Origin of the sequence: Pseudomonas helvetica (genome assembly GCF_039908645.1) — a bacterium.
GTDB lineage: Bacteria > Pseudomonadota > Gammaproteobacteria > Pseudomonadales > Pseudomonadaceae > Aquipseudomonas > Aquipseudomonas helvetica.
On sequence record NZ_CP150917.1, the window covers coordinates 1,100,399 to 1,113,103 of the forward strand.

11 protein-coding genes are annotated in these 12,705 nt (G+C 61.6%); 2 read left to right on the top strand and 9 right to left on the bottom strand.

The genetic code is table 11. From position 1 onward, the window contains the following. Positions 1–50 precede the first annotated feature (50 nt). The 4 genes from AABM55_RS04945 to AABM55_RS04960 are packed head-to-tail and all read right to left on the bottom strand — an operon-like array spanning position 51 to position 6,352. Entirely contained in the window at positions 51–1,415 is a 1,365-nt protein-coding gene (locus tag AABM55_RS04945; protein ID WP_347928962.1) for a heavy metal sensor histidine kinase, read from the bottom strand. Next, a complete protein-coding gene (locus tag AABM55_RS04950; RefSeq protein ID WP_103319145.1) occupies positions 1,405–2,082 on the bottom strand; it encodes a heavy metal response regulator transcription factor in 678 nt (225 codons plus the stop codon). The genes AABM55_RS04945 and AABM55_RS04950 overlap by 11 nt, the downstream gene beginning before the upstream one ends. 8 nt (positions 2,083–2,090) lie before the next feature. Further along, positions 2,091–5,186: a multidrug efflux RND transporter permease subunit gene (locus AABM55_RS04955; protein ID WP_347928963.1), complete on the bottom strand. Its 3,096-nt coding sequence runs from the start codon at positions 5,184–5,186 to the stop codon at positions 2,091–2,093. Next, positions 5,183–6,352, bottom strand: a complete 1,170-nt coding sequence (locus AABM55_RS04960) for an efflux RND transporter periplasmic adaptor subunit (RefSeq protein ID WP_347928964.1) — start codon at positions 6,350–6,352, stop codon at positions 5,183–5,185. The genes AABM55_RS04955 and AABM55_RS04960 overlap by 4 nt, the downstream gene beginning before the upstream one ends. A gap of 211 nt (positions 6,353–6,563) precedes the next feature. Here AABM55_RS04960 and AABM55_RS04965 point away from each other — a divergent pair, with 211 nt between their 5' ends. Further along, positions 6,564–6,809 carry a hypothetical protein gene (locus AABM55_RS04965; RefSeq protein WP_103319149.1) on the top strand — a complete coding sequence of 82 codons (246 nt, stop codon included), beginning with the start codon at positions 6,564–6,566 and terminating at the stop codon, positions 6,807–6,809. 23 nt (positions 6,810–6,832) lie between these two features. Here the strand turns inward: AABM55_RS04965 and AABM55_RS04970 are convergent, their stop codons facing one another. From AABM55_RS04970 to norR, 5 genes are all read right to left on the bottom strand, one after another. Then, on the bottom strand, positions 6,833–7,582 hold the full coding sequence (locus AABM55_RS04970; RefSeq protein ID WP_347928965.1) for a YkgJ family cysteine cluster protein: 750 nt from the start codon (positions 7,580–7,582) through the stop codon (positions 6,833–6,835). Between the two features lie 83 nt (positions 7,583–7,665). After that, positions 7,666–7,977 carry a hypothetical protein gene (locus AABM55_RS04975; protein ID WP_054595727.1) on the bottom strand — a complete coding sequence of 104 codons (312 nt, stop codon included), beginning with the start codon at positions 7,975–7,977 and terminating at the stop codon, positions 7,666–7,668. 91 nt (positions 7,978–8,068) lie between these two features. Beyond that, complete coding sequence (locus tag AABM55_RS04980; protein ID WP_347928966.1) at positions 8,069–8,551, bottom strand: N-acetyltransferase; 483 nt, start codon at positions 8,549–8,551, stop codon at positions 8,069–8,071. A 3-nt stretch (positions 8,552–8,554) separates the two neighbouring features. Next, entirely contained in the window at positions 8,555–9,463 is a 909-nt protein-coding gene (locus AABM55_RS04985) for a chemotaxis protein (protein WP_347928967.1), read from the bottom strand. Between the two features lie 247 nt (positions 9,464–9,710). Then, a complete protein-coding gene (gene norR / locus AABM55_RS04990) occupies positions 9,711–11,267 on the bottom strand; it encodes a nitric oxide reductase transcriptional regulator NorR (RefSeq protein WP_054595730.1) in 1,557 nt (518 codons plus the stop codon). 158 nt (positions 11,268–11,425) lie between these two features. Between norR and hmpA the strand changes: the two genes are divergently transcribed. Beyond that, positions 11,426–12,607 carry an NO-inducible flavohemoprotein gene (hmpA, locus tag AABM55_RS04995; RefSeq protein WP_347928968.1) on the top strand — a complete coding sequence of 394 codons (1,182 nt, stop codon included), beginning with the start codon at positions 11,426–11,428 and terminating at the stop codon, positions 12,605–12,607. The last annotated feature ends 98 nt before the right edge of the window (positions 12,608–12,705 follow it).

Genomic DNA, 12,705 nt, shown 5'->3' on the forward strand with positions numbered 1-12,705 from the left:
CTTGGGGCCGCTTCGCAGCCCAGCGCGAGCAAGCTCGCTCGCCACAGGAATCAAATCGGCAAATAGATCCCGAAGGTATTCACGCCGTTATCGCTGTGCACAAACACATTGCCGCCGTGCATCAGCGCGATCGCCTTGACGATGGCCAGCCCCAGTCCATGGTTGGCGCCGCTGTTGCTGCGCGAGGCGTCGACCCGGTAGAAGCGCTCGAACAAGCGCGGCAGGTGTTCGCTGGCGATGGGCTCACCAGGGTTGGCGACGCCGATACTGACCTGATGCTCCTGAACATCAATCTGCACCCGAATGACCTGGCCGGGAGCGGTGTGCTGCACGGCGTTGTTCAACAGGTTGATCAGCGCCCGACGCAGGTGGGCGATTTCAATCTGCACCTGGGCATCGCCGCTGACCTGAACCTTGACCTGCGCATCTTCGAGGATGAAATCCAGGTAGTCCAGAGTGGTGGCGACTTCATCCGCAAGCGAGGTGGTGGTCAGTTTGGTGGCCTTGCTGCCCTGGTCGGCGCTGGCCAGAAACAGCATGTCGTTGATGATCGAGCGCAGCCGTTCGAGTTCTTCGAGGTTCGATTGCAGCACTTCGAAGTAGTGCTCTGCCGAGCGCCCACGGGTCAGGGCAACCTGGGTCTGACCGATCAGGTTGGTCAGCGGCGAGCGCAGTTCGTGGGCGACATCGGCGTTGAACGATTCAAGTCGCGTGTAGGCTTGCTCGACCCGCTCCAGCGTCGAGTTGAACGAGCTGACGAACTGATTGAGTTCTGGCGGCAGCGGCGACAGTTGCAGCCGTGAGGACAGCAACGGCGGTGCCAGTCGTTGCGCTTCCTGCGACAACTTGATCAACGGTTTGAGGCCGATTCGCGCCACCCAGTAACCCAGCGCCGAAGCCAGCAGCACACCGATGATTGCCAGGCTGATCAAGGCGATCAGCAAGTGATGCTGGGTCTCATAGAAGGTTTGCGTGTCGATGCCGATCATGAAGCGCAGCGGTGGACGCTGGTCCTTGGCCGGAAACTGGCTGACCAGCACTTTCATCGGATAGGGCTGCCCCGGCAGTTGTACGTCGCGCTTGCCGGTTGGCCCTTGCGCCAAGGCACGGATCTGCGGGGTGATGTTGCCGTACTCGTAGTTGGCATCGCCGCTGATGATCCAGAAGCTGATGCGCTTGTCCTCTTCGCTAAGCAGGTTGAGTTTGTTGTTGATCTTCACCCAGTGCTCTGGCGTACCAAAGCGCCCGACCGTGGATTCGAGCACGCTGTAACGCGCATCCAGTTCGGCTGCCGGCAACAGCGCCAAACCCTTTTCGACCTGTTGATACAGCGCCCAGCCGATCAACAGAAACACCAGCGCCGCCACCAATGTGAACATGCCGCTCAGGCGCAGGGCGATACTGTTACTGCGCACTGCGGCTCTCCAGCACATAGCCCATGCCGCGAATGGTGTGCAGCAGTTTCTCTTCGAACGGCCCGTCGATCTTCGCCCGCAGACGCTTGATCGCAACTTCGACGACGTTGGCGTCGCTGTCGAAATTGATGTCCCAGACCATCTCGGCAATCGCGGTTTTCGAGAGAATTTCACCCTGACGCCGGGCCAGCACGCTGAGCAGCGAGAACTCCTTGGCGGTCAGGTCCAGCCGCGTACCGGCACGGGTGGCCTTGCGGCTGATCAAGTCGACCCACAGGTCGGCGATGGTCACTTGCACCGGTTCATGGCCACCGCTGCGGCGGGTCAAGGCTTGCAGGCGGGCGACCAGTTCGAGGAACGAGAAAGGTTTGCCCAGGTAATCGTCGGCACCGTCGCGCAGGCCTTTGATCCGGTCTTCGACACGCTCGCGGGCGGTCAGCATGATCACCGGGGTCTGTTTGCGGGCACGCAGGGCGCGCAGCACGCCGTAGCCGTCGAGACCCGGCAGCATCACGTCGAGGATGATCACCGCGTAATCGTTTTCGAGCGCCAGGTGCAAACCTTCGACGCCGTCCGGGGCGCGGTCCACGGTGTAACCCTGTTCGGTCAAGCCGCGGTACAGATAGTCCGCGGTTTTCTCTTCGTCTTCGATAATCAGAACGCGCATGACCCGCCTCAGTGTGTGGTCGCCAGCGCAGGCGCTGGTGTGGAGCGATGGAACACCCGCTCAAGCCATAAGTATATGACTGGCGTGGTAAACAGCGTCAGCGCCTGGCTGACCAGCAAACCGCCGACCACCGCGATCCCCAGCGGTTGACGCAGTTCGGCGCCGGTGCCGTAACCGAGCATCAGCGGCAGCGCGCCGAGCAGGGCGGCGAGGGTGGTCATCATGATCGGCCGGAACCGCGTGAGGCATGCCTCGAAAATTGCTTCTTGCGGGGACAGCCCGCGATTGCGCTGGGCGTCGAGGGCGAAGTCGATCATCAGGATGCCGTTCTTCTTGACGATACCGATCAGCAGCACCAGGCCGATCAACGCCATGATCGAGAAGTCCTGGCCGAGGATCCACAGCAGTATCAAGGCGCCGAGGCCAGCGGAAGGCAAGGTCGAGATGATCGTCAGCGGGTGCACGAAACTTTCATAGAGCACGCCAAGAATGATGTATACCGCCACCAGCGCCGCCAGAATCAGCCACGGCTGGCTGGCCAGCGAACTCTGGAATGCCTGGGCCGCGCCCTGAAAGTTGCCGTTGACCGAGGCCGGCATACCGATGTCGTTCTTCGCCTGATTGAGCAAAATCACCGCATCACCCAAGGCCACGCCGGGCGCCAGGTTGAACGACAGGTTGGCGGCCGGGAACATGCCGTCGTGGGCGATGGACAACGGGCCGATGGTTGGCGCATCGAAACGGGCCAGCGCCGACAACGGCACCATCTCGCCACTCAGCGGCGAACGCAGGTAGAAATAGGCGAGGCTTTCAGCCTTGCCGCGCTGGCGGGTGTCGAGTTCGAGGATAACGTTGTACTGGTTTATTTCGGTCTGGAACTCGTTGACCTGCCGTTGGCCGAAGGCGTCATAAAGCGCCTCGTCGACATCGCTGGCGGTCAGCCCGAAACGCGCCGCAGCGGCACGGTCGATGTGGATGTGGGTGATGCTGCCGCCCAGTTGCAGGTCGTTGGAAATGTCGCGGAACGCCGGGATGCTGCGCAGTTTTTCGGTCAGGCGCTGGGTCCAGAGGTTCAGTGTCGGACCGTCGTTGCTCTTGAGCACGTATTGATACTGGGCGCGGCTGGGGCCGGAGCTGAGGTTGATGTCTTGCCCGGCGCGCAGGTACAGCACAATGCCCGGGACCTTCAGCAGTTGCGGACGAATCCGGTCGATGAAGGCGCTGGCGGACACATCGCGGTCGCCGCGTTTTTTCAAGGAGATCCAGAAGCGCCCGTTGGCGATGGTCTGGTTGCTGCCGGAAACACCCACCGAATGCGAAAAGGTCTGCACTGCCGGGTCGGCGGCGAGGATGTCGGCCAGGGCCTGGTGCTTTTTCACCATCTCCGGAAACGACACGTCGGCGGCGGCTTCGGTAGTGCCGAGGATAAAACCGGTGTCCTGTATCGGGAAGAAACCTTTGGGGATAAACACGTAGCCGGCAACCGCCATGCACAGCGTCAGGCTGAAGATCCCCAGCATCAGTTTCTGATGCGCCAGGGCGCGGCGCAGTGCGCGTTCATACAGCGCCAGCAGGCGCTCTCCGAAACCGGGTTTGGCATGGGCGTCGTGTACCGGCGCGCGCATGAACAGGGCGGCCATGGTCGGTGCCAGGGTCAACGACACCACCACCGAAATCATGATGGTCGAGGTGGCGGTCAAGGCGAACTCCTTGAACAACCGGCCGACCACGCCGCCCATGAACAGCAGCGGAATAAACGCCGCCACCAGCGAGAAGCTGATCGAGACCACGGTAAAGCCGATCTCTCCAGCGCCCTTGATCGCGGCCTCGCGCATGCCGTCGCCGGCCTCCAGGTGGCGGTGGATGTTCTCCACCACCACAATCGCATCGTCGACCACAAACCCCACGGAAATGACGATCGCCACCAGCGTCAGGTTGTTCAGGCTGAAGCCCATGATGTACATCAGCGCGATACTGGCGATCAGCGAGACCCCGAGTACGCTGGAAACGATCAGCGTCGCCGACCACTGGCGCAGGAACAGCGCCATCACCGCGACCACCAGCAGGACCGCGATCAGCAGGGTGACTTCCACTTCGTGCAGTGAAGCGCGGATGGTCTGGGTCCGGTCGATCAGCACGTTGACCTGTATCGACGCCGGAAGCATCGCTTGCAGGCCCGGCAACGCGGCTTGAATCCGGTCCACGGTGTCGACGATGTTCGCGCCCGGTTGCCGCAGGATCACCAGGTTGACCCCCGGCCGATCGCCAGACCAGGCCTGGACATAGGCGTCTTCCGAGCCACTGACCACGGTGGCGATGTCCCGGAGCTGGACCGGTGCACCGTTCTTGTAGGAGACGATGAGCTGACCGTACTCGTCGGGATGGAACAGCTGATCGTTGGTCGATAGCGTGGAAATGCTCGACTCACCGTACAGCGCACCTTTGGCCAGGTTGAGACTGGTTTTCTGAATGGCCAGGCGCACATCGGCCAGGGTCAGGCCGATGGCGGCGAGTTTGTCGGCCGAGGCCTGGACCCGGATCGCCGGGCGTTGCTGGCCGGTGATGTAGATCTGGCCGACGCCGTCGATCTGGCTCAATTGCCGCGCCAGCAGGGTTTCGGCGTAGTCGCTGAGTTCGGTGCCGGGCATTTGCGTCGAGCTGACGCTGAGGATCAGCACCGGGCTGTCGGACGGGTTGACCTTGCGCCAGGTCGGCAGCGTCGGCATGTCCTTGGGCAGCTTGCCGGCGGCGGTGTTGATCGCGGCCTGAACTTCCTGCGCGGCGGTGTCGATGCTTTTGTTGAGGGTGAATTGCAGGGTCAGGTTGGTCGAACCCAAGGCGCTGCTGGAGGTCATTTGGGTCATGCCGGGGATGGCGCTGAATTGCACCTCCAACGGTGTCGCCACCGACGAAGCCATGGTGTCGGGGCTGGCGCCGGGCAACTGCGCGGCGACCTGAATGGTCGGGAACTCGGCTTCCGGCAAAGGGGCGACGGGCAGGCGCGGGAAGGCGATCAAGCCCAGCAGCACCAGGGCGAAGGTCAGCAGTGCCGTGGCGACCGGATGGTCGATGCACCAGGCCGAAATACCGCCATGGACTTTCATGGCTGTTGCTCCGCCGCAGTGCTTTGCGTGAGCGCTGGCGGCTCGCCGAGAATCTGCACGCTGGCCCCTGGCTTGAGCCGCGACTGACCATCGCTGACCAGCACATCACCGGCCTTTACTCCTGTGATGATGTTCAGCCCGCTGTCCTGATAGACCATTTGCACCGGAACCGATTCGACCTTGTCGCCGTTGACCCGGTAAACGAAATGCTGATCCAGCCCGCGCTGGACCACCGACGGCGGCACCACCAGCGCATGCTGGTCGACGGCGGTCTGGATCTTCACGGTCACCAGTTGCCCGGGCCAGAGTTTTTGCCCGGCGTTGCTGAATTCGGCCTTGGCGCGAATGGTCCCGGTGTTGGCATTGATCTGGTTGTCGATGAGCGTCAGATGGCCTTCGCCGAGCAAGTCGCCGGTCTGGCCATTGGTGTCGGCGCCGAGGTAGGCATTCACGTCAGCCGGCGGGGTTGCGCTGATCAACCGTTGCAGCGTCGGCAGCATTTGCTGTGGCAGGGAGAACTCGACGGCAATCGGGTCGATCTGGGTGACCGAGAACAATCCCTGGGTATCGCTCATGCGCAGGAAGTTGCCTTCATCCACGGTGCGAATACCGACGCGGCCCGTCACCGGCGAGCGAATCTGTGTGTAGGAGAGTTGTACCTGCGCCGCATCGATGGCCGCCTGATTGCCCTGCGCCGTGGCTTTCAACTGATTGACCAGGGCTTGTTGCTGGTCGTAAGTCTGCTTGGAAACCCCGTCATCGACACTCAGCAATTTGTAGCGTTTGAGGTTGACCTCGGCGACCTGCAACTGCGCCTGGTTTTCGCCCAATTGCGCACGGGCCTGATCGAGGCTGGCGCGGATCGAGCGATCGTCGATAGTTGCCAGCAGGTCACCGGCCTTCACCAACTGACCTTCCTTGACCAGTAGTCGGGTGAGGATGCCATCGATCTGCGGACGAATAACCACGCTGTGCAACGACAGCACCGAGCCAATCGCGCTGACGTAGCGCGGCACGTCGCGTTCGACGACGCTGACCACCCGCACCGGAATCGCGGTGGGGGTCGAGAGTTTGCTCGTTGCCGGTTTGAGCGCAACGCCAATGGCCACGGCAGTGACCGTCACCAGCAACGCGGCGATCAGCAGTTTTTTTCCTGGAATGGGCATGAGCATCGAACGCCGGGGCAAAAAGACGGGAAATAATGGCCTAGTTATAGTCCTTCGTTGCGGTCAGCAGGGTGACGGCTAACTGACAGGGCTGTCAGCAAAGGTGACCATTCATGCGTCGGGAGGTTAAAGATCACGGGCGCGCAGGTATACTGCCGGCCTTTCGCGGCCCACCCATCGGGCCCGACTCACTGTAACACCCGGAGCATTCATGACTTCCCCGATACAAGCGCCTGCTGCTGACGAACAGGCTGACCTGCCAGACAGCGTCGACTCCAGCGCCGACAGCGAAACCAAAGCGGCGATTCCGGCCTTCAAGTTCCCGTTCAAACCGGGCGAGTTGGCCTCCGCCAAAAACGCCAGCCAGCCGTGGTACAAGAACGGCGCCAAGAATGGCCACACCAAGGTCCCGGGCGCAGCGCCTCCTGGCACCCGTCGCTCGATGGGCAAGCGCTGAGTGGTCCCTCTCGGTTATAAATCTCAGGCCGCGCGCAACGAGATAAACGCATAGTTCAGCGGTTCTGCCGTGACCACGTTCGCGCCAGCGGCCTGCACTTGCTCAGCAATGTCGTTGCCCGACACATGGAACAGCCATTCACCGGCCGAACCCGGCAACGGCGCTGCCTGAACCTGATCAATCGCCGAGGCAAACGCCGCCATGTCCGGCAGGTAGGCGGTAAACCCGTCACCCTTGAGCGCCGTGGTGCGAATCCCCAGAAGTTCGCAAATCGCTTCCTTGGCCTGGACATCGTCGCGGTCTGCCTGACGCGAGCGCTGGATCAGGTCGGCCAATGCCTGATCAACCAACTGACCGCCGACAATCAACGCAGGACCTTGCTCCCACGATTCGGGCGGGCAGTCCTTGGCGGTTGGCGTCAGGGGAATGTGCGGATTGATTTCCATCGGATAGATGCGGCACACCAGCGGCCGGCGATCGTAGATGCGGCAGAGGTTGTCTTCGTCAAGATTCCGGCAGCGACCGGCGTTGTATGCAGCGAAGGTAATCGCTACGTGGGCCTGGGTCGCACCGCTGGGCACCACCACGGAACGGCGTTCGGCGTGCTCGCGTTGCAAGGCCGGAAGGCCCAGGCCATTGCCGAGAAAACCTTCCACCAGCACGATCACGGTACCGCCGTCAGCCGCCCACATTCGGGTCTCGGCGAGGGTCAGGGGCACATGGTGGTCGGTGCAGCACTTGCCGCAACCTACGCAGGAAAACGTCGTATTCATTAGGCGACCGGTCACATTCCAGAGGCGTCAGCGATGGCGGAAAACCACCGCGCGGGAGGGGGCCAAAGCAAGTTGTGCGCCAGTCATGGACGTACAGAATCCCATTCGGTGATATACGCGGTTTTACTCTTTTTGTTGTAGAGGCACAGTTCAGTGCCTTGTTGGCCTTTCATATGTTTTTGCGGGTACTGGCCTTGCAGCAACAGTGCGGTATAGCCGACGCGATCATCGAACTGCGCAGCATTGCCAACGGGTTTGGCGTGACTCAATTGGCTGGCTTTGGTGCAACTGGCGAGAACGGCTTTGTCATGGGCGGCCCATGCATCCGGGCTAGAAGCGAAGGCTTGGCTGGTGATTGCGGTCAGGCTGATGAATATCAGACTTGAGGCTTTCATGGTTCGGGCATCCTTGGGTGAATTTTGGCCAAGGATTGAGTATGCCTGAAGGATTGAGGAGGGTTGTGCGGGGAGCTTCGCGATAGCGGTATCAGTCTGGAACCAGCTCCCGGCGCACCACACGCATCCCGGCGCTTTCATACAGTCGCCGAGCGCGCTGGTTATCTTCCAGTACCTTGAGGTCAACAAACCCTTCGCGGCGCTGTTGAAACACACTGAAGGCATGCAACAACAACGCTCGTCCCAAGCCTTGACCCTGAGCCCGTGGATGCACCACCAGATTCTTGATGTAGGCGCTGGTCCAGCACTGGGCCACGCCGACAATGCCTTGAGGGTCCGAGGCGATGAAACACAGCGCCGGGTCATATTCCGCATCGCTTTCAAAGCGCTCGCGCCACACCTCCAGCGCTGGTACTCGACCGCCGCCGTGCTGATAACCCTGCTCCATCAGTTGATGAACCGCTTCGGCCAGCTCGGGGCGGTATTGGTTCAGCGCAATGCCTGGAGGCCAGGCAATGGCGGGCAACACTCCAGCGAGGTCGCGCCGCAGCAGCAGGCAATACTCTTCAGCCAAGGCTCAATGACCTTGTTCTTGCTGCGCGACAGCTTTTGCGGCGGCGATCAGGCATCTGGTCAGCTCTGGCGAGGAGAACTTGGTCAGCACCGCATTTGCCCCGGCCAGACGGGCTTTTTCGCTGTTCATCGCACTGTCCAGCGAGGTGTGCAGCAGGATATAGAGGTGGGAAAAGTCCGGGGTTTCACGCAGGGTCCGGGTGAGGGCGTAACCGTCCATCTCGGACATTTCGATGTCCGAGACAATCAGGTTGATCTGCTGTGCAGTGCCTTGCAGGTCCAGCAGGCAGTCGATGGCTTCCCTGGCGCTGCGTGCGGTGTGGCATTGCAGGCCGAGGTTGCGCAGGGTGTGTACCGATTGTTGCAGCGCCACCTGGCTGTCATCGACCACCAGAATGCGTGCGTTGCCCAGTACTTCGGCGTCTTCCATGCTCAGCTCGGTCGGGGCTGTTTCGATCTGTGCCGGGGCGATGCCGTGGATGACTTTCTCGATGTCGAGCACCTGCACCAGCGTGCCGTCGACCGAGGTCACGCCGGTGATGTACGCGCGCACGCCGCCGGAGCCGTAGGGTGGCGGGCGGATGTCGGTGGTCAGGCAATGGACGATCTTGCTCACCGCCTGAACGTGCAGGCCCTGTTTGGAACGGCTGACGTCGGTAACGATCAGGCAGCCACCGTCCGGGTCTTCCAGCGGCCGCTCACCGATCGCCCGGCTCAGGTCGATGACCGACAGCGAGGTGCCGCGCAGGGTGGCGATGCCTTTGACGTGCGGGTGCGACTCCGGCAGCCTGGTCAGCGGCGGGCAGGGGATGATTTCACTGACTTTCAGCAGGTTGATCGCCATCAGCTTGCCACTGCGCAAGGTAAAGAGCAGAAGCGAAAGTGAATCTGCGCGGGCTTTGTTGGAGGACATAAAAACCTTCTGTGGAAAAGGTGATGGGCGATTGTAGGACCGCCAGCAACTATTGATATCGGGTTATCGACGTAAGCGGGGCGGGCTTTAATGCCAAACGGCAAACCCTGTGGCGAGGGAGCTTGCTCCCGTTCGACTGCGCAGCAGTCGCCAAATCGGTACCTGTGTACTGTCTGTTGCAATGTGGTGGCTGATTTGGGAGCGCTTCGCACTCCAGCGGGAGCAAGCTCCCTCGCCACATTGGTTACTACTTCATGCCCAACCGCTTGGCCATCCGCCCAAGGTTCGCCCGGTCCAAGCCTAGCTCACGGGCGGCGCTGGCCCAGTTGTTTTGATGGCGCTCAAGACAAGCGGTGATCAACTGGCGTTGATAGTTCTCGGTGGCCTGGCGCAGGTCGCCGAACACTTCAACGGTGGGCGCCGGTTCAATGCTGGCTGGCGCAGAAGGCGTTTCAAGGGGCGTGTGGGGCAAGTCCAGATCCGCCGCGCTCAAGCTGAGAATCTTCGGCCGTTCCCGCGAGTTGCCCAGCGCTTTCAAGGCACTGCGACCAATCAAGTGCTCCAGTTCGCGGACGTTGCCCGGCCAACTGTAGGCCAGCAATGCCGCTTGGGCGTCGCTGCTCAGGCGCAGGCTGTTGAGGCCCATCCGCGAGCGGTTCTGTTCAAGAAAGTAACCGCTGAGCAACAACACATCCCGACCGCGATCACGCAGCGCCGGCACCAGCAACGGGTAGACGCTGAGGCGATGGTAGAAGTCGGCGCGGTAGCGGCCACTGCGCACCTCGAAGGCGAGGTCACGGTTGGTCGCGGCGATCAGGCGCACGTCGACCTGATGCTCCTTGTCCGAACCCAAGCGCTGTAACTGACCGCTTTGCAGCACACGGAGCAATTTGGCCTGCACCGCCAGCGACAACTCGCCCACTTCATCGAGAAACAGCGTGCCGCCGTTGGCCAGTTCGAATTTGCCACGCCGGTCGTTCAGCGCCCCGGTGAAGGCGCCGCGCACGTGGCCGAACAACTCGCTTTCTACCAGCGTGTCGGGCAGCGCGGCGCAGTTGAGGCTGATGATCGGTTTGTCGGCACGCGGTGAAGCGGCGTGGATCGCCTGGGCCACCAACTCTTTACCGACCCCGGTTTCTCCGGTGATCAGCACCGTCAGGTCGCTACCGCCGACCAGGTTGATTTCTTCCACCAAGCGCTTGTGCGCTTTGCTCTGGCCGATCATTTCGCGACTCTGCTGACCGCTGGCCTGGCGATAGACCTCGGCGCGCTGGTGTTCGTCCTCGGCTCGATTGGCCAGTCGTTCGATACGTTCGGCGGCGTTGACCGTGGCGGCGGCGAGGCTGGCAAAGGCTTGCAAGGCGTCCAGTTCGATCGGCTCGAAGCGCTCCGGGTCCAGCGCATCGAGGGTCAGCAAACCCCACGGACGCTCATCGATAAACAGCGGGCAGCCCATGCAGTCGTGGACTTCCAGGTGATCGCCGTGGCCGTCGACCAAACCGTCATAAGGGTCGGGCAAGGTGCTGTCGCTGGGGAAACGCGTCGGCTCCGAGCGGCTGAGCAACGCTTCAAAGCGCGGGTGTTCGCTGACCTTGAAGCGCCGGCCGAGGGTGTCGGTGCTCAGGCCATCCACTGCCAACGGTACCAGCCATTCACCGTCGAGCCGCAGCAGGGCGGCGGCATCGCAGGGGAGCAGCGCGCGCATGGCTTCGAGCAGGCGCCGGTAGCGCTCGCCTTCGGGCAATTCGCGGGAAAGGTCGGAGACCAGTGGCAGCAACGCGGTGAGCAAGGGTTTTGCAGTCATATTGACTCCATGTAGTCGAGGTGACTATAAATCCGCTTGTGTCGTTATGACTACATGTTTATTAACTTATTGATTTATATGGTTTTAATTGTTGGCACGGAAACTGAAACGTCATGGGTAGAAAACTATAAACCCAGTCGTTCAGGAGTACCCCCTTAATGCTTAGCGCTCAAGACCGTGCCATCGTCAAATCCACCGTACCGTTGCTGGAAAGCGGCGGCGAAGCCCTGATCACGCACTTCTACCGCATGATGCTCTCCGAGTACCCAGAGGTTCGTCCGCTGTTCAATCAGGCGCACCAGGCCAGCGGCGACCAGCCACGGGCTTTGGCTCGCGGGGTGCTGATGTATGCGCGGCACATCGATCAGCTCGACCAGTTGGGCGATCTGGTGGCGAAGATCATCAACAAGCACGTTGCCCTGCAAATCCTGCCGGAGCATTACCCGATTGTCGGCGCCTGCCTGCTGCGGGCGATTTCCGAAGTGCTCGGTGACGAGATCGCCACGCCAGAAGTGATGAGCGCCTGGGGCGCCGCCTACAACCAATTGGCCGATATCCTGATCGGCGCCGAAACCGCGATCTACGACCAGAAGGCCGCAGCGGTCGGCGGCTGGCGCGGGGCGCGGGAATTCAAACTGGCCAAGCGGGTGGAAGAGAGCGCGGAAATCACCTCGTTCTATTTTGAACCGGCGGACAAGGGACCGATCCTCGCGGCAGAACCGGGTCAGTACATCGGCATGAAACTGATCCTCGATGGCGAAGAAATTCGTCGCAACTACTCGCTGTCGTCCTTGGGCGACAACGGTCAGTACCGCATCAGCGTCAAGCGCGAAGAGGGCGGTCGTGCCTCGAATTACCTGCATGACCAGTTTCATGTCGGTGCGAGCATCCAGCTGTTTCCGCCAGCAGGTGAGTTCACCCTGACCGCCAGCGACAAACCGCTGGTGCTGATCAGCGGCGGCGTCGGCATCACGCCAACCCTGCCGATGCTGGAAGCGGCGCTGGCCACCGAGCGTCCGGTGCACTTTATCCACTGTGCGCGTAACGGTGGCGTGCATGCCTTCCGCGACTGGATCGACGGCCTGGCCGAGCGTCACCCGCAACTCAAGCGCTTCTACTGCTACGCCGAAGATGACGGCGTCAGCCCTGCGGCGGATAAGGTCGGGCTGTTGAGTCAGGAGCAGTTGGCCGACTGGTTGCCGCAAGAGCGCGACCTGGACGCTTACTTCCTCGGCCCGAAAGGCTTCATGGCCGCGATCAAGCGCCACCTCAAGGCCTTGGGTGTTCCAGAGAAGCAGAGCCGCTACGAGTTCTTCGGCCCGGCTGCTGCGCTGGAGTAAGCGTAGGGTGGCGACTCAGTCAGACCGGGTCGCCTTCATCGCGGGCAAGAGCTAGGCGCCCCCCCTGCTCCTACAGGTACTCACAATCCTGTAGGAGC

Excerpts from the sequence above, each read along its gene's own strand:
- AABM55_RS04975 (WP_054595727.1), bottom strand. The coding sequence starts at position 7,977 with ATGAAAGCCTCAAGTCTGATATTCATCAGCCTGACCGCAATCACCAGC.
- norR (WP_054595730.1), bottom strand. The coding sequence starts at position 11,267 with ATGACTGCAAAACCCTTGCTCACCGCGTTGCTGCCACTGGTCTCCGAC.
- AABM55_RS04960 (WP_347928964.1), bottom strand. The coding sequence starts at position 6,352 with ATGCCCATTCCAGGAAAAAAACTGCTGATCGCCGCGTTGCTGGTGACG.
- AABM55_RS04965 (WP_103319149.1), top strand. The coding sequence starts at position 6,564 with ATGACTTCCCCGATACAAGCGCCTGCTGCTGACGAACAGGCTGACCTG.
- hmpA (WP_347928968.1), top strand. The coding sequence starts at position 11,426 with ATGCTTAGCGCTCAAGACCGTGCCATCGTCAAATCCACCGTACCGTTG.
- AABM55_RS04970 (WP_347928965.1), bottom strand. The coding sequence starts at position 7,582 with ATGAATACGACGTTTTCCTGCGTAGGTTGCGGCAAGTGCTGCACCGAC.
- AABM55_RS04955 (WP_347928963.1), bottom strand. The coding sequence starts at position 5,186 with ATGAAAGTCCATGGCGGTATTTCGGCCTGGTGCATCGACCATCCGGTC.
- AABM55_RS04950 (WP_103319145.1), bottom strand. The coding sequence starts at position 2,082 with ATGCGCGTTCTGATTATCGAAGACGAAGAGAAAACCGCGGACTATCTG.
- AABM55_RS04985 (WP_347928967.1), bottom strand. The coding sequence starts at position 9,463 with ATGTCCTCCAACAAAGCCCGCGCAGATTCACTTTCGCTTCTGCTCTTT.